This is a genomic window from Bacteroides sp. NGMCC 1.200775 (assembly GCF_040798045.1).
In the GTDB taxonomy this organism is placed as follows: domain Bacteria; phylum Bacteroidota; class Bacteroidia; order Bacteroidales; family Bacteroidaceae; genus Bacteroides; species Bacteroides hominis.
The window spans coordinates 42,220-65,969 of the sequence record NZ_JASCQK010000006.1 but is presented as its reverse complement, the minus strand read 5'-3'; the positions used below and the strand labels follow the sequence as shown (position 1 = coordinate 65,969).

The window sequence follows — 23,750 nt, the reverse complement described above, 5'->3', positions numbered from 1 at the left end:
AATCCCTGCTAATATTCTGATATTAGCAGGGATTGTTTATATTCTTCGGTTGAACGGTTTCTTACTTCACCACACTGTTTGTAGTTGGATCCGGAAAAATCACCGTTGGTTTAAATGTCTTTGCTTCCTCAAAATCCATCAACGCATACGACATAATAATCACAATGTCGTCCGGTTGTACTTTTCGGGCAGCAGCACCATTCAAGCAGATTTTACCTGATCCGCGTTCACCTTTGATAATGTAGGTCTCAAAACGCTCACCGTTATTATTATCAGCGATGTATACTTTCTCACCGGCAATCATATTGGCTGCATCCAGCAAATCCTCATCAATCGTGATACTACCCATATAATTCAGATTGGCTTCCGTAACACGGGCACAATGAATTTTCGACTTCAACACTTCAATCATCATAAGGACTTCGTCTTTTTTAGTTTAAGATTCTTTGTATTTAATATTATCAATCAGTCTGACATCTCCACAGAATACTGTAATACAGCCTACTGCATAGGATGTTTGGTCCCAATTCCCAACCTTCTGCAAAGTGTTTCCATCTACTATCTCAAAATATTCCAGGCGTAATCCCGGTGCAGCAGCAATAGCATCTTCCACAAACTTTTGCGTTTCGCTCACTGTGTGAGTAGCTGCAAAGGTACGACTTTTAAATAAGGTCTGAGATATTTTTAATGCATTTTCACGTTCTTCTGCCGACAGTCGCGCATTCCGGCTGCTCAAAGCCAGCCCGTCCTCTTCACGGACAATGGGACAGCCTACAATTTCAAGATCGAACTGCATCTGGCGAACCATCTCATGGATGATGGCCAACTGCTGAAAATCTTTTTCACCAAAATATGCGCGATGTGGTTTTACTGCTTCAAACAGTTTACTTACGATCTGGCATACCCCATTAAAGTGGCCTGGACGGAAAGCCCCCTCCATCACAGTATCCAGAGGAGCATAACTGAATTGGCGAGTATCCGGTTCCGGATACATTTCTTCCACCGAAGGAGCAAAAGTATAAGTCGCTCCGCAAGCCTCGAGTAATTTGCAATCGGCATCCAACGTACGGGGATACTTTACAAGGTCATTTTTATCATTAAACTGGGTAGGGTTCACAAAAACACTCACCACCGTTACTTCATTCTCGTTTACACTACGTTTTACAAGAGATGCGTGCCCTGCATGCAAAGCACCCATAGTAGGTACCAAACCTACCTTTTTACCCTGGGCTTTCAAAACCGACAGTTCAGCCTGCAAGTCCTTGATCGTATGTATTACTTTCATTTTAATTGGTTTATGATTCTTAGTCGTTTGAAAAACGGTGCAAAATAAACCATAATTTACCATATAAAGAAGAAATATCGTAAATTAATGCAAAAGATACCGAAGTAGGAACCTCAACAACCAGACGGTTTACAACTGAAAAACAAGCACTTAACAATTCATAAGGAATTATACCGCCTGAGAACTTGCTTTAATGCCCGTTTTTTTTTATATCTTTGCAGAATATTTACGAGAACGATTGTTATTATGACAAAGGCTAACAAGGTTTTATTTATTACACAAGAGATTACTCCTTACGTTTCAGAATCCGAGATGGCCAATATAGGCAGACATCTACCACAAGCTATCCAGGAAAAAGGCAGAGAAATCAGAACATTCATGCCCAAATGGGGAAATATCAACGAACGCAGAAATCAATTGCACGAAGTGATACGACTCTCCGGTATGAACCTGATTATCGATGACACCGACCATCCTCTTATCATCAAAGTAGCTTCCATCCAGTCAGCACGTATGCAGGTTTATTTTATCGACAACGATGATTACTTCCAGAACCGGCTACAAACAGCAGACGAAAACGGAGTAGAATACGATGATAACGACAGCCGGGCTATTTTTTATGCAAGAGGAGTGTTGGAAACGGTAAAGAAACTACGTTGGTGTCCGGATGTGATTCACTGTCACGGCTGGATGACTGCTCTGGCTCCTTTATATATCAAAAAAGCGTATAAAGACGAACCTTCGTTCCGTGATGCGAAAGTGGTATTCTCCGTATACGAGGATGATTTCAAAGGTACGTTCAACCCTGATTTCGCAACTAAACTGATGCTGAAAGGCATTAATAAAAAGGATGTGGCTACTTTGAAAGATCCGGTAGATTACGCTACACTTTGCAAATTGGCTGTTGATTACTCAGACGGAGTAGTACAGAATAGCGAACATGTAAATGAAGAAGTCATGAACTATGCCCGTCAATCGGGTAAATTGGTTCTTGACTATCAGGCTCCCGACGCTCTTGCAGACGCTTGCAACAGCTTCTACGATCAGGTGTGGGAAGCTGAACAAAAATAATAAGAACCAAGATACGACGATCATGAAAGCAAAATATGTATGGGTAGCACTGCTTGCCTTGACTTTCTTCGGGTGTGATGATAATACAGGTACTCTCGGATTGGGAATGCTTCCGGAAAGCGACCAAAATATCAATGGAAGATACACCACTTACGAGTTGACTACAAATTCCGATTTATCAGGTCCTGTTTTTGCCAAAACCAGCGTAGGTTATGTCGGTAAATTCACCGATAAGGAGTTCGGAGATTACGAAGCCAGTTTCCTCGCACAATTGAATAGTCCGGACGGGATTTCCTTTCCCTCGGTTTACGATCCGGAAACCAATCCCAAAGGTGTTATGGCAGGAGACTCTATCCACACTGCTGAATTGATATTGTACTATCAAAACTATTTTGGCGATTCTATAAGCCCGTGCCGTATGGCTGTGTACGAACTGGACAAAAACCTAACCCAGAATTATTATACAGACATAAACCCATTGGAATATTATAATCCGAACAACTTACTTGCGCGGAAAGCCTACACTGCGGTCGATCAATCACTCAGTGATTCCATCAGAAAAACTGAGAATTTTTATCCCAATGTCCGTCTGACTTCTGAGGAGATTACTAATTTAGGTAAAAAGATTTATCGATTAAACAGAGATCATCCTGAATATTTCAAAAGTTCGGAAGCTTTTATCAACAATGTGTTCAAAGGTATTTATGCAAAAAATGATTATGGTAACGGAACAGTTCTTTATGTTGATCAAATCAACCTGAACGTTGTAATCAGATGCCATGAAAAAGACAGTTTAGGAAATAACCTGAAGAAAAAAGACGGTACTGATTCTCTGTACTACACAACCCGTACTTTCGCTACAACAAAAGAGGTTATTCAAGCCAACAAGTTTACGAACTCCGCTAAGTTAGAGGAAATAGCCAAAAAGACCGATTGTACTTATCTGAAATCTCCGGCAGGTATCTTCACTCAAGCTACACTGCCCATCAACAAGATTTATGAGGAATTAAGCAACGACACCATTAATGCAGTGAAGTTGACTTTCAACAACTATAACCAAGTAGATAATGGGCAATTCAGCATGCAAGCACCTACATATGTGTTGTTATTGCGTGAAAAAGAACGGCAAAGTTTCTTTGAGGAGAATAAACTTACAGATAATATCACTTCTTATCTGGCGGTACACAATGCAACAATTAACAGTAAACCTACAACCAATCAGTATGTGTTTACCAATTTGACTCGTCTGATCAACACTTGTGTCAACGAAAAACTGGAAGCCAAGAAAAAAGCTGGGGCCAGTTGGAATGAAGCTGCTTGGGAAGCCGAAAACCCGGATTGGAACAAAGTAGTACTCATTCCGGTACTTGTACAGTATGACAGTTCTTCCAACAAGAACATGATCAGTATTCAGCACGATTTACAACCGGGATATGTAAAACTGGAAGGTGGCCAGAATGGTCCAAAACTGAAGTTAGAAGTGACATACACCAACTTCAACGGTAAATAATAACAAAAGATTTTCATTATATAATCAGGGCGGTGTGAATAGTTTCCCTTTACACCGCCCTGATTGTTTTCTATACGCCCCCTTCCTTTTCATTAATTCTGAGATGAGACAAAAATCTAATCATCAAATGCCCCTTCTATACTAAAAGAGGGTGGAGAATGTAAATCCTCCGCCCTCTCTATTTGAAAAGCTTTCGCTAAAGCAAACTTGCACTATATTCAGTCTTCTTTCTTTGCAGCTGTCTTCTTTGTTGCAGGTTTCTTTGCTGCTGCCTTTTTAGGAGCAGTAGCTTTGGGTTCCGCTTTTGCTTTGGTAGCTTTTGCTGCCTTTGCTTCCAGTTTATCAACCTCCTTATGCAACTCGGCAATTTCTTCTCCCTGATTCTTGATCGTTGTCAACAATGAATTCAACTCTTCATTGTCAATATCTTCAGGATAGAGAGAATTTACACGCTTAATGAAATCACCCAAAATATTCATATAGTTGGTAAACGCATCATAAGGAGAATCATAAATACCACGATTCAACCCTACACCGGTATTCTTGGTAGTCATAAAGCGGAAGTTGTTGCTGGCCTGCAGATAATCCCAATCTTGCTTGATACGGCGATCATCACAGAGATGTACACGCTCGGCCACACTATATAACTTATTGAAAGCTTCACGCTGCAGGACATTACCCAACCAGCTGCTGGTATCTCTTTCTTCATCCACCCATGACATCGGATATGGTACGTCCAATTGAGAAACTGATTTCAATTTTGAAACAATCTCCGATGGGGTAGAGAAAGTAATTCCTTTTTCTTTTGCACAATACGGAAGAGCTTTCAGGAATTCCAAGATATTGGATGATAACGGCTGAGCCAGCCCCAGTGCTTTCAGTTCCATAAAGATATTGATAACTTGTTCTTCTTGCGGCAAAGCATCGATCCAACCAATATATTTATCAGCGAATAACGGATACTCGCTCCAATCGGAATTAGAGAAGCGCAGGCTGATATCATCGGACAACTTAAAATCTCTCAACAGCAGTTTCAGGCTGGGAGCCTGATTGCAATGGTATACATAATGCGGGCTCTTCCAACCCAATATGTGTTTAGCGCCTTCAGTCAGCATACCTTTGAAACCCATGCTTGCTACCGTAGCTCCTATTTCATCCGAATAGATCAGACTGGAATTGCGGAACACTTTCGGTGCTTTACCAAACATCTGTTTCATCTTGTCGCTCTGACGCATCACTTCTTCACGGAAACAGTCTTCATTGGCCAATGATGATAATCCATGGGAATATGGCTCGGCCAAAAATTCGCAGCAGCCTGTATCGTTTAATACATGTAACAAGTCAATTACAGCAGGTGCATGAATTTCAAGTTGTTCCAATGCTACTCCCGAAATAGAAAGAGCTACTTTAAAGGCCCCCCCGGAATTCTTCACCATTTCAATCAATGCATTGAGAGCCGGAATATAAGAACGTTCGGCAACCTCATTTATACCTGTCTCATTGGCATAATCATCATAATAGTAATGATCGGCACCAATGTCGAAGAAGCGGTAACGTTTCAGATGAATAATTTGATGTATCTCAAAATAAAGACAGATTGTTCTCATATCTATATTGTTTTATTGTTTTCCATAATTTTTTATAACCTCGTCGTAGATGCCGCGAACTTTGTAGCCTACATTCTCCCACTTAATTTCATCCACCTCTTTCTTACCTTCATCACGGAGATACTCGTACATAGCCGGATAGGTACAGATAGAATAGATAGCATCCGCCATAGCATGTATGTCCCAGTAATCGGTCTTAATACACTTTTCCAGAATCTCGGCACAACCGGATTGTTTGGAAATGATGCTTGGCACACTACACTGCATGGCCTCTAACGGAGAGATACCAAAAGGTTCGGATACCGAAGGCATAATGTATACATCACTGGCTTTTAGTACCTCGTATACTTGTTTTCCTTTCATAAATCCCGGGAAATGGAAACGGTCCGCAATCCCCCTTTCAGCAGCCAGACGAATCATCTGATCCATCATATCACCGCTACCGGCCATCACAAAACGTACATTCCGCGTACGCTTCAACACCATTGCAGCTGCCTCCACAAAATATTCCGGTCCTTTCTGCATCGTGATACGTCCCAGAAAAGTGACAACCTTTTCTTTCAGATTCTTATTGGGTACGATATCCTGTATCTCTTGTGATAAAGGAGAGACTGCATTGTGCACTGTCGACACTTTCTTCGGGTCTTGGAAGTATTTATGAATCACTGTCTGACGAGTCAGTTCACTCACACACATGATATGATCGGCGTGATCCATACCATTTTTTTCGATGGCATATACAGTTGGATTCACATTGCCACGGCTACGGTCGAAATCGGTAGCATGTACATGAATCGCCAATGGTTTACCCGATACCTGTTTTGCATGTATTCCTGCCGGATAAGTTAACCAGTCATGTGAGTGGATGATTTCAAACTCCTGCTGGCGTGCTATTACTCCTGCCACAATCGAGTAGTTATTGATTTCTTCGTGCAGGTTATCCGGATAACGCCCAGAGAACTCAATACATCCCAGATCGTTTGCATTCAGATAATTGAAATCAGCATAAATATGATCGCGCAGGTCAAAATATAACTGGGGATCCATGTACGAACCGACACGTCCTTTCACATAATCCCAGTCTACATTCCTCCACACAATCGGTGTACTATTCATACCGATTATTCTCAGGAAACTTTGGTCTTCATCCCCCCAAGGTTTGGGAATACAGAACGTAATCTCCATATCCTCTTGTTGAGACATCCCTTTCGTCAAACCATAGCTGGCAGTTCCTAAACCTCCTAAGATATGCGGGGGGAACTCCCATCCAAACATTAAAACTTTCATCTTCGTCCCTCCTCCTATAAATTATATTTAGACAACAGCTTCAAGATACGCAAAATCTCTGCCACATTCATTGCAAACGATACCGCTCCTCTACCTTTGAAAGGCGGGTTTCCATCAAACAACTCGGGCAGTGAACCAACGCAATGGCTGGTCATCTCGTCTTCAAAGCCGATTAACTGGCGTTCTACAAACGAGATACCGCTCATCTTATAGATTCGCAGATAAGCCTCCATGTAGAACCCCATCAACCACGGCCAAGCCGTACCTTGATGATAAGCATAGTCTCTCTGGATCTGAGGACCCACATAATTCGGATTATATCCGCCGCTCTTCGGACTCAATGTTCGAAGTCCCTTCGGAGTAAGCAATTCCTTCGTCACAGTATCGAGTACCTGTTTTTTCTGTACCCGGTCAAGAGGAGAATAATCGAAGGCAACCGTAAATATCATGTTGGGACGTACGCTCCAGTCCATCATATTTCCGTCTACATAATCCAACAGATAACCATATTCATTACGGAATACTTCCACAAACGATTTTCCGGTTATTTCAGCCTGTGCATCCAGCGAGTCGGCCAACAATCCGTTACCACCCTCGCGAACTAAATCGGCTATAAACCGCAAAGCATTATACCACAAAGCATTTATCTCTACAATATAACCCGTGCGTGGAATAACCGGACGCCCGTTAACCGTGGAATTCATCCATGTGATCGCCCTATCTGCACCATTGGCATAAAGCAACCCGTTTTCGTGCAGGAACAGATTATCATGTTTACGCTGACGAATAAAATCAATGATTTCTTCTAACAAAGAACCATATTTAGCACGACATTGTTCACGACTTGTCTCCTTTGCATATTGCTGCAAGGCCCATACAGCCCACAACAATACATCCGGATCATCCATCTCGTATATCTTACAGCCAATCGGTTCACCTTTAATATAGTTACCAATCGCTTTGCGGGCTGTCTCCATCACATCTTCAAATTCATCTGTCTCGTCCACAGCAAGCGTCAATCCCGGCAAAGCCACGAACATATCGCGGGCACGGCATTTAAACCAGGGATATCCGGCCAGAATATAATGGTCATCTTCCTGCTTATTATGGAATTGATGGGCAGAATTCTTCAGGCAGTGATAGAAGCTATCACGCGGCGTACGGTCGGCCACTTCCGCATCAAAAGTTTGCTTTAGCCGACGTGGAGAAATTTCTGAAATACCGGCAGAGAAAATAATACTCTCTCCTTTCTTTATATCAACTTCAAAATATCCGGGAACATAAAGGTCTTCATTGAAGTCATATCCTCTCTCTTGTTCTTTCGGATATTCAATTCCTCTATACCAATTCGGATCAAAGTGGAATTCATTCTTCTTATTCAATTGCATGAACAGTTCCGGATATCCGGGATACATACAAGTTTTAATGCCGTTCTCTACCAATTGATAGTCACGGCTCGCCTGCGAATTCTCGTGTGTATATTCTCGTACACTACGGAAAGCGAGGAACGGGCGGAAGCGAAGAGTGGTAGCAGAGTGTGCATCGACCAAGGTGTAACGGATCAGGATCCGATTCTCATGATGTACAAAGATTTTTTCTTTACGAAGTATGACTCCTCCCACACGGTAAGTTGTTGCCGGAATATGTTCGCAGTCAAACTCACGGATATACTTATGTCCATTCGGACTAAAGTGATTTCCTTGATACTTATGCAATCCCAGGTTAAACTCCGCACCGTGTTGAATTACCGTTTCATCCAAAGAAGACAGCAGCACATGATTTTCATCGTCCAGATTGGGTACGGGAATCACCAGCAATCCATGATATTTGCGTGTGTTACAATCTACAATCGTTGTACAATGATAAGCTCCTGATTTATTCGTCCGGAGAATCTCCCTTGGTAAAGATTCCTCAAGATTTATCATCAGAGTCTTGTCAAAATGTAAATAACTCATAGTTGTGCATTATTTAAAGGTTAATTATTTCGGTTATCATAGTATATAATATAAGTATGATGCCCAAAAATACGAATTAAAGGTAAAAAACAAAATAAAAAGGAACTTTATTTTTTATTTTCAAGGCAAATATTCGTAGCATTGTATAAAATTTAAAGAAATATGCCAATATGAAGTCAGATGTTCGACGAATCCTGATAGCGATGGTGCTTCCTATGTTCCTAATTTTTATCCTTTATACAATAAAAGTTTTAGAGGTGGGCATGGACTGGGACTTTACCAGATTAGGAGTATACCCATTGTCAAAAAAAGGGATGTTTGGTATTTTCGCGCATCCTCTTATACACAGTGGCTTCAAACATTTACTGGCCAACACTTTACCTCTATTCTTCCTTTCATGGTGTCTTTTTTACTTTTACAGGAGCATTGCACCTCTGATTTTTTTTATCATCTGGATAGGATGCGGAACCATCACGTTCCTTATCGGTAAGCCCGGTTGGCATATCGGGGCCAGCGGCATTATTTACGGTTTGGCTTTTTTTCTTTTCTTCAGCGGACTCTTACGAAAATATGTCCCCTTGATCGCGATCTCTCTTTTAGTAACCTTCCTCTATGGTGGACTGGTGTGGAATATGCTTCCTTATTTCGCACCATCGGGTACTTCGTGGGAGGGACATCTGAGTGGAGCTGTCACCGGTACCATCTGTGCCCTTGCTTTTATGAATCATGGTCCACAAAAGCCTGAACCATTCGCAAATGAAGAGGAAGAGGAGGAGGTTGCCAATGAAGCAAATGAAACCGATAACGACGAAATCAATAGCGACGAAACGGACCAAAAAGACACAGAGTGTGAAAAAGAATAGTTTTTCACCCCGGTTTCTACAACAGATTAATGGGGATACCTATTACTTCTGTAATGCAGCAATCAATAATGTGATATTGGCGGTAAACAATCTGACAGAAATAGCCAACAGAATGATACCAAAGAATTTACGAATAATATAGATGCCTCCCTTGCCCAAAAAGCGTTCCACACGTCCTGTCATACTGACAACGAAATACACCCACAACATATTCAGGATCAAAGCGATCACAATATTGATACTGGCATATTCGGCCCGCAAAGAAAGCAATGTAGTAAATGCACCGGCACCTGCCAGCAGAGGGAATACCAAAGGTACAAGCGTAGCCTCTTTTATCGGTCCCTGGTTCTTAAAGATTTCCACATCCAGAATCATCTCCAAAGACATCAGGAAGATAACAAATGCTCCCGCCACGGCAAAGGACTCAATATCAACATGGAACAGTTTCAGCATAAAGTCACCGGCATAAAAAAAGCCAATCATTAATGCAAACGAAATAACGGTCGCTTTCGTGGCATTCACATCTTTTCCCTTCTCCTTCAGATTGATGATAATAGGAATAGAACCAATAATATCAATCACAGCAAAAAGCACGATAAACGCACTGACCATCTGTTGAAAATTAAAGTTTGCAAACATGACTTCCTCCTTTTTCCCGCAAATATACTTCATTTTTATGCATCTCGCAAGAGATTGTTTTAGGTAATCACTACCATCTTTAAGAAATAATAAAAAAAACAAAAAGAAGGGGAAGATGGTTTCAGTCAACCCCTATTATCGTTACATTTGCCTTCAAATTAGAAGATTACGATATATGGAAACCATGTTCGACACCTTGTTACAACTCCCCCTGTTTCAGGGACTTTGTCATGAGGATTTCACAAATATATTAGAAAAAGTAAAACTTCATTTCACCCGTCATAAAGCAGGAGAACCGTTGATAAAAAGTGGTGAAGTATGTGACCAGTTACTTTTTTTGCTAAAAGGTAAGCTCTCTTCCGTCACCGTATCGGAAGACGAGACACTGACTGTCATAGAGTATTTCGAAGCTCCTGCCGTATTGGAACCTTACTCCATGTTTGGAATGAACACCCGGTATATATCTACCTACATTCCTCATAATGAAGAAGCACAAATGGTAAGCATCAGCAAATCATTCGTTATGGGTGAACTGTTCAAATACGATATTTTCCGCCTCAACTATATGAATATTGTCAGCAATCGTGCACAGAACCTTTACACTCGTTTGTGGGATAGAGCTCCCAAGGACATTGAAGATAAAATAATATGTTTCATATTGGCCCATATCGAAAGAATGACAGGTGAAAAACTGTTTAAAGTGAAAATGGATGATCTGGCACGCATACTGGATGATACTCGCCTGAACGTATCAAAAGCCCTCAACGGATTACAGGAATTAAATCTGCTGGAACTCCACCGGAAAGAAATCCGCATACCCGACTTAGCACTCCTGACAGAGTGGAACGAAAAACGATAAAGAGCCGGTGCTAATCCCTCTATCAGTCGTTTGGCCCCACCTTTGTCATTATCCTCACACTATCCTTGCGAACAGTTGCTCTACAGGCATTGTGCTCCGACAAACGGTAAACCACGATTTGCCTGTCGAGTCTCTGAAAAACGAGTCCCGATCCTTCTAAAACCTTCTCCATCACTCTTTGGATAGGTTCTTCCGAAACACAAATACTTATTTCCTTATGAATCTCGGTGTCTATATCGCAAGCCCACGCAAAGACAAAATCACTCTTTTGCTCGATTTCATCAAAAACCCGGATGATCGGCACACGTTTCAGATTAAAAGAAAATTTCCAGTCCGGCATCTTAACATCCTCTGACGATAAAGCTGCCCCATTACAGCACATAATGAAAATAAAGCCAAACAATACTCTATATTTTATTCTCTGTTTATCAATGTTTTCAGTTCTTACTATACGTTCTCTTTTCATGCTTTGTTCCAGTTGTTATAATACTAATTTCAGGCCATTGCATCCCTTCCCGGAGGGCATAACCATGCTTCCCGGCTCTGATATGTAGTCGTGTGTGTAAGTTAGAGGAAGGATATCACTCTATCCTTTTTGTGGGGGTTGTGTGTGTGCGTGTGTCATAGTGTTCAGTGTCATTCCATAGGCTCTACCATTTTATGGGTTCTCAGATATAAAAATAGTCCGCTCTTCTTTCCTGTAATCAGTAGAATACAGCAATGATATAGTCGTCAATACATTATCAATATTATCGGATAAATAGATCTTTCCCGAACATCTCTTACCGGTCAGTTGCTTCTTGTCACCGAAGTTAAACGACAGATTATAATATCGTCCTATCCGATTCAGTACATCCACCATATTGGCATCATCCAATTCCAGATAACCTTCCTTCCAACAGGTATATCTGGAGGCACTAACTTTTCTTTTTTCACATTGCTTCCCATCGTAGAGCACTTTTTCATTTGCTTTCATGCGTATCTCAGGACCGGACTCCGGCCGAAATCCAACTATGCCGTCCACAAGTACACACGAAGGAACCGCCTCGTCTTCATAAGCCGATACATTAAATCGGGTGCCATATACCTGCACATCGAAATGTGCCGTATGCACTATGAAAGGCTTCTTGCTATCTGCGGCTACTTCGGCATACATTTCGCCTTTCAGGCTCACTTCCCTTTTCTCTCCCGAGAAATGGGTAGGAAACTTAAGAACAGAACCGGAATTCAACCAGATTTCTGTTCCGTCCTCCAGCTTCACCTTCGACCGTTTACCGTAAGGAACCACCAACTCATTGACCTCATTCTGTTCCATCCTGATCTTTTCTTGCCCGCTGTTGGGGTGGTAGACCATGGCTGATCCATCCTTACTCAAGAGCAGGTGTACATTTTGCCGGAACGAAGTTATACTGTCGCCACTTACCAGACGAATATCTTCTGATTTCAAAGGTTGCCATACAATCTCCGCTTTTTGTTCAGCAACAGGCGCTACCGGTTCCACCCTCTCATAACGATTCAAATAAGAAATGATTCCTAATGCAATAACGATGCACACGGATATACCATAATAAGCGCCCCTCCTGATGGTTCGTTTTCGTCGAAACATACGCAGAGAAGCATGGATCCGCTGACGAAGACGCTCATGATCATCTTTCGAGAGGCGCTCCCTGTTCATCCGAACGCTCTTGAATTTTAACCACTGGAAGAATTTCTCTTCATCTTTCAAAGGATCAATATGTCTGCTATCCCGCTTCGTTTTTTCCATTCAGAATAGGTGCTTAAAGAGTTTAATAACACTATTGTCTGCATAGAACACGAACGGGCACAGGTTTCATACCCACTTTTCCCGAATAAAATTTAAATTGGTGCCTTATTTAACCAACATTAATAGAAAGCAAGAGATAGAAGAGCACTAACGTATTATTGTGCTTCAGTTTAAGTAAGGTCCGATAGAGCAGTTTACGACAAGCAGGAACACTGATTTGCATGATCTCCGCAATTTCCTCATAGGAACATTCCTGCATATAGCGTAAATAAATAATCTCGCGTTGGCGTTCGGTCAGCACACTCAGAATTTCATCGACTTTCTGTGACACTTCCGCCTGTTCTTCCGCCGCGATCATTTCATCCTCCACGGTGATTTTGATTCTGTATGGAAGTTCATCGGTAATCTCACCGGTAAGAACCTCCGAATAGTTCCGTTTAAGTTTATAGGTGTCAATCAATTGGTTTCGCAGGGCACGCAACAAGTAAAATTTAGGATTCTGTATCTCCTGAACATCCTTCTCACGAATACATACCCTGCAAAACACGTCATGAATGGCATCCATCGCTGCCTGTTTATCAAACCCGAATCCTAAAGCATACGAAAACAAGTCGTCGACATAGTCCTTATACAGACTATCAACCGTATGTTTCGTTCTCTCTTTTTCTTCCAGGTTTTCTTTTTTTGGCAGCATTGTATAAAGTTTGTAAATGATAAATTTAGCTTTTCAGAGCCTGTATGATATCTTCCAGCAGGTCATCAGTCCGTTCCAGCCCCACCGAAAGGCGAATGGTTTTCTGACTGATGTCCATATCCCGGCGCTGCTCCTCGGTAAATGAACCGTAGATTGTGCTTGCCGGATGGATAGCTAACGTTTTATTATCAAATAAGTTCGTGGCCCTACGTATGATTCTCAACCGATTTATGAAACGAAAACATATTTCACGCGATGGAAGGTCGAACGTCAACATCGCGCCCGGAAGAGAACCAAACTGCCGGGTACTTAATTCATAAAACGGATTGGTCTCCAAACCGGTATAATTCACCGACTCAACCTCCGGCAGTTCTTGCAAACACCGTGCCAGTTTCAAACATGTTTCCGCCTGCCGGGCAAACCGGACTTCCATTGTTTCAAGCCCGAGTGTCTGCATATAAGCTACCTGGGGAGTCATGTATGCTCCGAGATTACGATGAATCTCCCTACGGAGTTTGGCGGTAAAAGCCTCCTTCCCGGTATCTGTACTCAAAGCTGCCAACTTACCGGAATGCCCCCAATCAAAGGTGCCATAGTCAATTATCAGTCCTCCAATGCAGGTAGCACCTCCCGAAATATATTTCGTACTGGACACAATCTCAATATCGACTCCGAAATCCGCCGCACGAAACACATGGAAAGGAACCGCCGTTGTATCTGCCAGCAATGGTACTCCGGCACTATGGACAATACCGGCAAGGGCTTTCAAATCGGCCACTTCCAGCTGCGGATTGGTAATAACCTCCAGAAAAAGCGCACAAGTATTTTCATCGATCTGCCTCTCCACTTCTTCAAGGCATGTCAGGTCACAGAAACGTACTTCTACTCCAAAAGCTCCTAACGTACTTTTCAGGAATGAATAGGTATTGCCGAATAAATGCGCCGAAGTCACGATATTAGCTCCTGCACTTGCCAAAGTGATCAGAGCATTGCTGATGGCAGCCATTCCGGAATTCAACGCCGTCACGCTCAGCGCACCGGTCACAGCCTGTACACGTTGCTCGAAGTACTGCACCGTAGGGTTTGTAATTCGTGAATAAGCATGTCCGGCTGTCCGTCCACAGAAAGCAGCTTCCATCTCTTCAGCAGTTTCAAATTCATAAGCAGCAGTATGATATACCGGCATGGAAAGAGAATGATATGCATCCTCTTTCTCAAAAGGAGTATGCAGTATTTGTGTCTCGAAACTATTTTTTTTCATCCTGAAAGTCTTTTTATATAAATTCCACAAATTATGCTATTGTGTCATGCTTCTTCCCGTATGCCTGCTTTATCTGATCCAGTGCCTGCTTCAGCACACTTCGCGGACAAGCCACGTTAAGACGCATAAATCCTTCTCCCTCTTTACCAAACATTGCACCATCGTTCAGTGCCAGATGTGCATCATCAACAAAGAAACTTACTAATTCTTTCTGCGACAGTCTCAGTTCGCGACAGTCCAGGAAAATCAAGTAAGAAGCCTGGGGACGAATCATCCGTATTGCAGGGATATTCGCTTTCAGATACTCGTCCGTAAAATCAATATTTCCCTGAATGTATTCCAACACCTGATCCAACCACTCCGTTCCATTACTATAAGCAGCGGCCACTCCAAGATAAGCAAACAAATGTCCTTCACTGAACTCACTGGCCTCCATATACGTCTGGAAACGACGACGAATGTCTTCATCCTCTATGATACAGTACGAACTGGCAAGTCCAGGCATATTGAAAGCTTTACTGGGCGACATAAACACGAGTGAATTCCGACGGGCTTTCTCCGATACCAACGCAAAAGTGGGATGCGTATATCCGGGCAATGTCAGGTCGGCATGGATTTCGTCCGAAATGACCAAAACCTGATTATCATAACAGATTTCCGCAATCTCAGCCAACTCTTCCCGGGTCCATACACGTCCTCCCGGATTATGCGGATTACTAAGGATCAGTATTTTGCATCCTTTCACATCGGTACGGAAACGTTCGAAATCGATCTGATACTGTCCATCTTCCAAGACCAACGGGCTATAGACCACTTCCCGATGATTATGTTCCGTTACCAGAAAAAACGGATGGTAGACAGGAGGCATCACCATCACCCGATCGCCCGGAGCAGTGAAACATTGCAAAGCAAAAGCCAGTCCACGCACAATTCCCGGAGTAAATGTCAGCATCTCCCGGGTAATATTCCACCCATGGCGTTCTTTCTGCCAATTGATAATGGATGTATACCAGGCTTCGCAGGCAAAAGTGTATCCCAACACTTCATGATCCAACCGGCGACGGATAGCTTCTATCACAAAAGGTGGAGTACGGAAATCCATGTCGGCCACCCACATCGGAAGCAGGTCATTTCTTCCCCAACGTTCCAGCACTGCGTCATACTTCACCGAGTCTGTCCCCCGGCGTTCTATCACTTCATCAAAGTTATACTTCATAAGGGTTCTCTTTTTAAGTTCAGCCTGCAAATGTACAATTCATCTGTTTCATAATGAAACCAAATGAGCTATTTTAGCAGACAGCAGTTAAAATTTACCATCATTGTGCTATTCAGTTACTCTATATCAGGCTTTTTCAGTACATTTGTGCTCCATTAAAGAAAAGACGTATGATAAAAGCCCTGTTTTTTGATATAGACGGGACGTTGGTTAGTTTCAACACGCACGAAATTCCTTCGTCTGCCCTCTCGGCCATAACCGAAGCCAAAGCTAAAGGAATTAAGATTTTCATTGCTACCGGACGTCCGAAAGCGATTATTAACAACCTGTCGGCCCTCCAGAAACAAAGTTTGATAGACGGTTACATCACCATGAACGGAGGATACTGCTTTGTAGGAGATGAAGTGATTTACAAACATTCCATCCCGGCAGAAGATGTCAAGACACTTGCTGCCCTTTCGGACGAGAAAGGTTTTCCCTGCATCTTTGTCGCCGAACATACCGTAGCCGTCTGCAACCCCAACGAACTGGTAAACCAAATTTTCCACGAGTTCCTGCATGTAGACATCCTGCCCGTTCAGACTACTGCCGAAGCTACCCAAACCGAGATTTTCCAGATGACCCCGTTCATCACCACCGAAGACGAAAAAAACATATTGCCTTTACTCCCGCACTGTGAGTCCGGACGCTGGTTTCCGGCATTCACAGATGTTGTGGCAAAAGGTATCCGTAAGCAAAAAGGGATAGACGAAATCATCCGCCATTTCGGCATCCGCCTGGAAGAGACAATGGCATTCGGCGACGGAGGCAACGACATCAGCATGCTGCGCCATGCAGCCATCGGAGTGGCCATGGGCAATGCAAACGACGAAGTCAAAGAGGCAGCCGATTATGTGACTGCATCGGTGGACGAAGACGGCATACAAAAAGCATTAAAACATTTCGGTATCATCTGACGTGGAATTTACTATAGACACCGGCAATAAAGAATTTCAGGATGCACTGAACCTGATTCAGTACACCCGGCAATCGGTTTTCCTCACCGGAAAAGCGGGGACGGGTAAATCGACTTTCCTGAAGTATATCTGCAAGAACACCAAGAAAAAGCATATCGTACTGGCCCCCACCGGCATCGCCGCCATTAATGCCGGTGGCAGTACTTTACACAGTTTCTTCAAGCTCCCCTTCCATCCATTGCTGCCCGACGACCCCAACCTAAGCCTGCAACGGGGACGTATCCACGAATTCTTCAAGTATACCAAGCCCCATCGGAAGCTGTTGGAACAGGTAGAGTTGGTCATTATCGACGAGATATCGATGGTGCGGGCAGATATGATTGATGCCGTAGACCGCATCCTGCGAGTATACAGCCGCAACCTGCGTGACCCATTCGGCGGGAAACAGGTTTTACTGGTGGGCGATGTATTCCAGCTGGAACCGGTGATCAAAGGAGACGAACGAGAAATTATCAACCGCTTCTATCCCACTCCTTACTTTTTTTCGGCACGGGTTTTCAACGAAATAGAGTTGGTATCCATCGAATTGCAAAAGGTATACCGGCAGTCGGACGCGGTTTTTGTCAGCGTACTCGATCACATTCGCAGCGGAGCTGCCGGAGCCGCCGACCTTCAGTTGCTCAATACCCGTTATGGCGCTCCCATCGATGCCTCGGAAGAGGATATGTACATCACCCTTGCCACCCGTCGCGATACGGTGGAAACCATCAATGACCGACGGCTTGCCGAACTCCCCGGAGATCCGGTAGTATTCGAAGGCGAAATCAACGGAGATTTTCCCGAAAGCAGCCTGCCGACATCCAAGGACCTGACTTTGAAACCCGGAGCACAGATCATCTTTATCAAGAACGATTTTGAACGCCGCTGGGTGAACGGGACCATCGGTGTAGTAAGCGGAATCGATAACGACGGTATCATCTATGTCATCACCGATGACGGTAAAGAGTGCGATGTCCACCGTGAATCATGGCGAAACATTCGCTATAAGTACAATGAAGAAAAGAAAGAGATCGAAGAAGAAGAGTTAGGCACCTTCACTCAATATCCCATTCGGCTGGCATGGGCCATCACCGTACACAAAAGTCAGGGATTGACCTTCAGTCGCGTAGTTATCGACTTCACCGGCGGAGTGTTCGCCGGAGGACAGGCATACGTAGCTCTCAGCCGTTGTACCTCGCTCGAGGGCATTCAATTAAAAAAGCCTGTCAGCCGTGCCGACATCTTTGTCCGTCCCGAAATCGTAAGTTTTTCCGGAAGGTTCAATAACCGGCAAGCTATCGACAAAGCTCTGAAACAGGCACAAGCCGATGTGCAATATGCCGCAGCTGCCCGTGCTTTCGACAAAGGAGATTTCGAATCGTGTCTTGAACAGTTTTTCTTGGCCATCCACTCCCGTTACGACATAGAGAAGCCTACCGCCCGGAGACTGATCCGCCGGAAACTGGGTGTCATCAACCTGTTGCGTGAACAGAAAAGGAAGTTACAGGAACAAATGGCCGCACAGCAAAAAAGTCTGCAAAAGTATGCGCGGGAATATCTGCTGATGGGCAACGAATGCATCACCCAGGCACATGATACCCGGGCTGCACTGGCCAATTACGACAAAGCAATCGAACTGTATCCCGAATACACCGATGCATGGATACGGAAAGGAATCACACTTTTCAACGAGAAAGAGTTCTTTGATGCCGAGAGTTGCCTGAACCGGGCAGTAAGTCTTCGTCCGACAGATTTCAAGGCACTCTACAACCGGGGCAAACTCCGTCTGAAAACAGAGAATACGGAAGGCGCCTTGGCCGATCTCGACAAAGCAACCACCTTGAAACCGGAACATCCGGGTGCACACGAACTTTTTGGAGATGCACTGCTGAAAGTGGGGAAAGAGACAGAAGCGGCCATACAATGGCGAATCGCAGAGGAATTACGAAAAAAGAAGAAATAAGATAAGTTCATTTCTTCAATGGTCTTGAAGTCGATTCACCACAGAGTAACACGGAACTTCACAGAGTTTTAATCTTTTATTATAGGTACTTAAATTTTCTGTGAGACTCCGTGTTACTCTGTGGTAAGCTTAACTTGCTCCTATCCAAACATAATCCATCATCACCTTGGACTTCTCGTCTTTTATTATTAACTTTGTTACCACTATCAACCTAACAACCAGTGCAATTATGAAAAAAGGACTCAAAATTACAGCAATCGTCATCGGTGTCATCCTGATACTGATGTTTCTCCTTCCTTTTGCCTTCCGCGGCAAAATTGAAGGTATCGTAAAAACCGAAGGAAACAAAATGCTGAACGCCCGGTTCGATTTCAGCAGCCTCGACATCAGCCTGTTCCGTAATTTCCCGAAAGCTTCCGTTACCCTAAACGATTTTTGGCTGAAAGGAACAGGAGCGTTTGAAAACGACACGCTGGTGAAAGCCGGTGAAGTTACTGCCGCCATTAACCTGTTTTCGCTCTTCGGAGACAGCGGATACGACGTTTCCAAAGTATCTGTCACAGATACCTGGCTACATGCCATCGTACTTCCTGACGGCAAAGTCAACTGGGATATCATGAAACCCGATTCAGCCGCCGTCAGCGAGACATCGGAAAGCAGCGAATCTTCTCCCTTCCGGATTAAACTTCAGCGTTTTGTTATCAAGAACATGAATGTGGTGTATGACGACCGACAGTCCGCCATATATGCCGACATACACAATTTCAACGCGCTTTGCTCGGGCGACCTGGGCAGCGACCAGACTTTGCTCAATTTAGAAGCAGAGACCGAAGCCCTGACTTATAAGATGAATGGTATTCCCTTCCTCTCACAAGCCAACATCTATGCCAAAATGGATGTGGACGCTGACCTCGTACATCACAAATTCACACTGAAAAAGAATGAATTTCGCCTCAACGCCATTAAGGCAGGCATCGACGGATGGGTAGAACTGAAAGATCCTGTCATCGACATGGACCTGAAGCTCAATACCAGCGAAGTGGGCTTTAAGGAAATTCTGTCCCTGATACCAGCCATCTACTCCAAAGAATTCAAGAATCTGAAAACAGACGGAACCGCTACCCTCGAAGCCACGGCAAAAGGAGTATTGCAAGGTGATACCGTCCCCCGGTTCGATGTGCGGTTATCAGTAAAGAATGCCATGTTCCGTTATCCGTCCCTGCCGGCAGGAGTCGACCAGATCAACATTGACGCACAAGTACGTAACCCGGGAGGTAATATCGACCTGACAGAAATCAACATTCGTCCTTTCAGCTTCCGTCTGGCAAACAACCCGTTTAGCCTGACTGCCGATATAAAGACACCGGTCAGCGATCCGGACTTTACAGCCGAAGCAAAGGGAGTGCTTAATTTAGGAATGATCAAGCAAGTATACCCGTTGGACGACATGGAACTGAATGGCACCATTCGTGCGGATATGAAGATGGGCGGACGCCTTTCGTACATCGAAAAAGAGCAATATGACCGTTTCTCCGCATCGGGTACCATCGCCCTTAGCGACATGAAACTAAAAATGAAAGAGATACCTGATGTAGAAGTCAGACAATCACTGTTCACTTTCACTCCGAAATATCTGCAACTCAGCGAGACCACAGTAGTTATTGGCAAGAACGACCTTAGCGCCGACAGCCGGTTCGAAAATTACATGGGTTATGCTCTGAAAGGCACTACATTGAAAGGTACATTGAATGTCCGGTCGAACCATCTCAACCTGAACGACTTTATGACAGCCTCAACCGATACTACCACCCAAACGGCACAGGCAGTTTCGCCCGATGAAGCAGCCAGCCTGATAGAGGTTCCACGCAATATCGATTTCCAGATGGATGCCAACCTGAAAGAGGTATTGTTCGACAAGATGGCCTTTACGAATATGAATGGAAAACTGGTTGTAAAAGACGGAAAAGTGGATATGAAAAACCTGTCGATGAACACCATGGGAGGCAAGGTTATTATGAACGGATATTATTCTACCGCCGACTTAAAAAAACCGGAGATGAATGCAGGGTTCCGCCTGGAGGGACTCAGCTTTGCACAAGCCTACAAAGAATTGAATATGGTACAGCAAATGGCTCCTATTTTCGAGAATCTGAAAGGAAACTTCTCCGGCAACATGCATGTGCAGACTTTGCTCGACAACCGGATGGAGCCCGTCATGGATACGATGCAAGGCAATGGCAGCCTTTCGACCAAAGACCTTAGCCTCAGCGGTGTAAAGGTCATCGACCAGATAGCCGATGCCGTGAAGAAGCCTGAACTCAAAGAAATGAAAGTGAAGGACATGACGCTGGACTTCACCATCAAGGAGGGAAGAGTGTCTACCGAACCGTTCGACATTAAGTTAGGAGACTATGTGATGAACCTTTCAGGAAGTACGGGACTTGACCAGACCATCGACTACTCGGGAAAAATCAAGCTACCGGCATCAGCGGGTGATATTGCCAAACTGACTACACTCGACCTGAAAATAGGGGGCACTTTCTCTTCGCCCAAAGTTTCACTGGATACGAAAAGCATGACCAACCAGGCAGTGGAAGCAGTCACAGATAAGGCAATCAGCGAAATAGGGAAAAAACTGGGACTAGATTCGGCAACTACGGCCAATAAAGATTCCGTGAAGGAAAAAGTAAAGGAAAAAGCCGTAGAAAAAGCACTTGATTTCTTAAAAAAGAAGATTAAATAACGAACAATTATGATACTCAAACTTTACGAGAAAAACAATAATCCCCAGGACCTGCAACGGATTGTGGACCTGCTGAATGACGGGGGACTGATTATCTATCCCACAGATACCATGTATGCCATCGGTTGCCACGGCCTGAAGGAACGTGCCATCGAACGCATCTGCCGGATTAAGGAAATAGACCCAAAGAAAAACAATCTCTCTATCATCTGCTACGACCTGAGCAGTATCAGCGAATATGCCAAGGTAGACAATAATATCTTCAAACTGATGAAACGCAACCTGCCCGGTCCCTTCACCTTTATTCTGAACGGAACGAACCGGTTGCCTAAAATCTTCCGTAACCGGAAGGAAGTGGGTATCCGTATGCCGGACAGCCACATCATCCGGGAGATCGCGCGTCTGCTGGATGCTCCGATCATGACCACTACCCTGCCCCATGACGAACATGAAGACATAGAGTATATCACTGACCCGGAGCTGATAGACGAGAAGTTCGGTGACCAGGTAGATCTTGTGATCGACGGAGGAATCGGCGGAATCGAACCTTCGACCATCGTAAACTGTACTGACGGAGAGGTAACCATCGTCCGGCAAGGCAAAGGGGAACTGGAAGAATCCTGACCCGGGCAAACAATTTTCAAATACACGGTGTTAATATATAAAACCTAAACAATAGTATTTGATTATGAAGAAAGTATTATTCCTTGCATTAGTACTGGCCATTGCCACCGCATGCAGCCAAACAAAGGAGTCGTATCTGGACGGCTTCAAGCTTTTTGTCGAAAACGTACAGAAAAACGCCCAGGACTATACAAAAGCCGACTGGGAAAAAGCTGACGAGCAATTTACGAAGCTAAAAGACAGTTATAACAAATTCAGTGAGCAAATGACCTCGAACGAAAAGGACGAGATAGTAAAACTGGAATCCACTTATGCCGCCCTGAAGCTGAAGAAAATAGGCAATGACTTGAAAGAGGGTGCCAAAGACGCTTTTGAGAAAGCCAAAGACACAGCGAAGGATGCAGCAAAAGATGTGAAAGAAGGTACCCAAAAAGCTGTGAAGAAAGGCGAGAAAGCAATGGAAGGGATCAAAGACGGTCTGAAAGATTAGCCCCGCCCAACCGGGCTTCATGTATCAGACCGATAAAAAGAAGAGGATAGGCCGAAAAAACGATTGACCTATCCTCTTCTTTATTTTTATGCTTATGTATTACTTCAGCAACGATTGCGGATCGAGATGATCTGCTTCGATGTCCTTGAAGTAACGGTAAGTACCTACTTTCAGTTCGGCAGTAGCAGCATCGTCACAAACGATGATACCCTTCTCGTGCATCTGTAACGCACTGATAGTCCACATCTGAGTAATAGCACCTTCTACGGCATGATACAATGCACGTGCTTTGTTGTGGCCGTTTACGATAATCATCACCTCACGGGCAGAAAGCACAGTACCTACTCCGACTGTCAACGAAGTTTTGGGAACCTTGTTGATATCATTATCGAAGAAGCGGGAGTTAGCGATAATCGTATCCGTAGTCAGTGTCTTCTGACGAGTGCGAGAGCTCAGTGAAGACCCCGGCTCGTTGAAAGCGATGTGACCGTCGGGACCAATACCTCCCATAAACAGGTCGATACCACCATACGATTTGATCTTCTCTTCATAACGTGCACATTCAGCATCCAGATCGGCAGCATTCCCATTCAGAATGTTCGTGTTCTCCGGTTTGATGTCGATATGGCTGAAGAAGTTGTTCCACATAAAAGAATAGTAGCTTTCCGGATGTTCCTTCGGCAGTCCCACATATTCGTCCATGTTGAAAGTAACAACATTCTGGAACGATACGATTCCTTTTTTATTCAGGTCGATCAGTGCCTTATACATACCCAGAGGAGATGATCCGGTGGGGCAACCCAATACGAAAGGTTTTTCCGGAGTAGGATTGGCAGCTTTGATCTTAGCAGCAACATAATGTGCTGCCCATTGAGAAACGGACTGATAGTCCGGCTGAATGATTAGTCTCATGTTCGATTGTT

21 protein-coding genes are annotated in these 23,750 nt (G+C 44.0%); 9 read left to right on the top strand and 12 right to left on the bottom strand.

What is annotated here, in order from left to right:
• Positions 1-61: 61 nt before the first annotated feature.
• Positions 62-415, bottom strand: coding sequence for an aspartate 1-decarboxylase (gene panD, locus QK890_RS15790; RefSeq protein WP_005775741.1), 354 nt, complete (start codon positions 413-415; stop codon positions 62-64).
• Between the two features lie 21 nt (positions 416-436).
• A complete protein-coding gene (gene panC, locus QK890_RS15785) occupies positions 437-1,285 on the bottom strand; it encodes a pantoate--beta-alanine ligase (protein WP_032539658.1) in 849 nt (282 codons plus the stop codon).
• A 246-nt stretch (positions 1,286-1,531) separates the two neighbouring features.
• On the opposite strand from panC, the gene QK890_RS15780 reads away from it, so the two are divergent.
• Both QK890_RS15780 and QK890_RS15775 read left to right on the top strand, forming a co-directional pair.
• Entirely contained in the window at positions 1,532-2,356 is an 825-nt protein-coding gene (locus tag QK890_RS15780; RefSeq protein WP_005775739.1) for a glycogen/starch synthase, read from the top strand.
• Between the two features lie 22 nt (positions 2,357-2,378).
• Entirely contained in the window at positions 2,379-3,866 is a 1,488-nt protein-coding gene (locus tag QK890_RS15775) for a DUF4270 domain-containing protein (protein ID WP_032539659.1), read from the top strand.
• A gap of 218 nt (positions 3,867-4,084) precedes the next feature.
• Here QK890_RS15775 and QK890_RS15770 read toward each other — a convergent pair whose 3' ends face one another.
• From QK890_RS15770 to QK890_RS15760, 3 genes are read right to left on the bottom strand one after another with little or no spacing between them, the layout of a single operon-like run.
• Complete coding sequence (locus tag QK890_RS15770) at positions 4,085-5,473, bottom strand: glycoside hydrolase family 57 protein (protein ID WP_022012383.1); 1,389 nt, start codon at positions 5,471-5,473, stop codon at positions 4,085-4,087.
• A gap of 12 nt (positions 5,474-5,485) precedes the next feature.
• Entirely contained in the window at positions 5,486-6,760 is a 1,275-nt protein-coding gene (locus tag QK890_RS15765) for a glycosyltransferase family 4 protein (RefSeq protein WP_367627453.1), read from the bottom strand.
• 14 nt (positions 6,761-6,774) lie between these two features.
• Positions 6,775-8,715 carry a glycogen debranching enzyme N-terminal domain-containing protein gene (locus tag QK890_RS15760; protein WP_032539661.1) on the bottom strand — a complete coding sequence of 647 codons (1,941 nt, stop codon included), beginning with the start codon at positions 8,713-8,715 and terminating at the stop codon, positions 6,775-6,777.
• A gap of 170 nt (positions 8,716-8,885) precedes the next feature.
• Between QK890_RS15760 and QK890_RS15755 the strand changes: the two genes are divergently transcribed.
• Positions 8,886-9,578 (top strand): rhomboid family intramembrane serine protease, encoded by a 693-nt coding sequence (locus tag QK890_RS15755; RefSeq protein ID WP_032539662.1) that lies wholly within the window; start codon positions 8,886-8,888, stop codon positions 9,576-9,578.
• Between the two features lie 42 nt (positions 9,579-9,620).
• On the opposite strand, the gene QK890_RS15750 is transcribed toward QK890_RS15755, so the two are convergent.
• On the bottom strand, positions 9,621-10,217 hold the full coding sequence (locus QK890_RS15750) for a MarC family protein (RefSeq protein WP_005775732.1): 597 nt from the start codon (positions 10,215-10,217) through the stop codon (positions 9,621-9,623).
• Between the two features lie 115 nt (positions 10,218-10,332).
• Between QK890_RS15750 and QK890_RS15745 the strand changes: the two genes are divergently transcribed.
• The gene (locus tag QK890_RS15745; RefSeq protein ID WP_032539663.1) at positions 10,333-11,076 is read left to right on the top strand and encodes a Crp/Fnr family transcriptional regulator; all 744 of its coding nucleotides are present in this window, start codon (positions 10,333-10,335) and stop codon (positions 11,074-11,076) included.
• Positions 11,077-11,098: 22 nt separating this feature from the next.
• Here QK890_RS15745 and QK890_RS15740 read toward each other — a convergent pair whose 3' ends face one another.
• The 5 genes from QK890_RS15740 to QK890_RS15720 form a co-directional block, all read right to left on the bottom strand.
• Positions 11,099-11,542, bottom strand: coding sequence for an STN domain-containing protein (locus QK890_RS15740; protein WP_005810074.1), 444 nt, complete (start codon positions 11,540-11,542; stop codon positions 11,099-11,101).
• Between the two features lie 192 nt (positions 11,543-11,734).
• The gene (locus QK890_RS15735) at positions 11,735-12,841 is read right to left on the bottom strand and encodes a FecR family protein (RefSeq protein WP_032539664.1); all 1,107 of its coding nucleotides are present in this window, start codon (positions 12,839-12,841) and stop codon (positions 11,735-11,737) included.
• A gap of 109 nt (positions 12,842-12,950) precedes the next feature.
• Positions 12,951-13,535, bottom strand: a complete 585-nt coding sequence (locus QK890_RS15730) for an RNA polymerase sigma factor (protein ID WP_005810078.1) — start codon at positions 13,533-13,535, stop codon at positions 12,951-12,953.
• A gap of 25 nt (positions 13,536-13,560) precedes the next feature.
• Positions 13,561-14,796 carry a PLP-dependent transferase gene (locus QK890_RS15725; protein WP_005810082.1) on the bottom strand — a complete coding sequence of 412 codons (1,236 nt, stop codon included), beginning with the start codon at positions 14,794-14,796 and terminating at the stop codon, positions 13,561-13,563.
• A gap of 31 nt (positions 14,797-14,827) precedes the next feature.
• On the bottom strand, positions 14,828-16,012 hold the full coding sequence (locus tag QK890_RS15720) for a MalY/PatB family protein (RefSeq protein WP_032539665.1): 1,185 nt from the start codon (positions 16,010-16,012) through the stop codon (positions 14,828-14,830).
• Positions 16,013-16,182: 170 nt separating this feature from the next.
• On the opposite strand from QK890_RS15720, the gene QK890_RS15715 reads away from it, so the two are divergent.
• From QK890_RS15715 to QK890_RS15695, 5 genes are all read left to right on the top strand, one after another.
• Entirely contained in the window at positions 16,183-16,968 is a 786-nt protein-coding gene (locus QK890_RS15715; RefSeq protein WP_005775725.1) for a Cof-type HAD-IIB family hydrolase, read from the top strand.
• A gap of 1 nt (position 16,969) precedes the next feature.
• Complete coding sequence (locus QK890_RS15710; protein WP_032539666.1) at positions 16,970-18,970, top strand: AAA family ATPase; 2,001 nt, start codon at positions 16,970-16,972, stop codon at positions 18,968-18,970.
• Positions 18,971-19,199: 229 nt separating this feature from the next.
• Positions 19,200-21,713 carry an AsmA-like C-terminal region-containing protein gene (locus tag QK890_RS15705; protein ID WP_032539667.1) on the top strand — a complete coding sequence of 838 codons (2,514 nt, stop codon included), beginning with the start codon at positions 19,200-19,202 and terminating at the stop codon, positions 21,711-21,713.
• A gap of 9 nt (positions 21,714-21,722) precedes the next feature.
• Positions 21,723-22,337 carry an L-threonylcarbamoyladenylate synthase gene (locus tag QK890_RS15700; RefSeq protein ID WP_032539668.1) on the top strand — a complete coding sequence of 205 codons (615 nt, stop codon included), beginning with the start codon at positions 21,723-21,725 and terminating at the stop codon, positions 22,335-22,337.
• 64 nt (positions 22,338-22,401) lie between these two features.
• Positions 22,402-22,827, top strand: a complete 426-nt coding sequence (locus QK890_RS15695) for a DUF6565 domain-containing protein (protein WP_005810092.1) — start codon at positions 22,402-22,404, stop codon at positions 22,825-22,827.
• Between the two features lie 99 nt (positions 22,828-22,926).
• Here QK890_RS15695 and nagB read toward each other — a convergent pair whose 3' ends face one another.
• Complete coding sequence (nagB, locus tag QK890_RS15690) at positions 22,927-23,739, bottom strand: glucosamine-6-phosphate deaminase (RefSeq protein ID WP_005775719.1); 813 nt, start codon at positions 23,737-23,739, stop codon at positions 22,927-22,929.
• Positions 23,740-23,750: the final 11 nt, after the last annotated feature.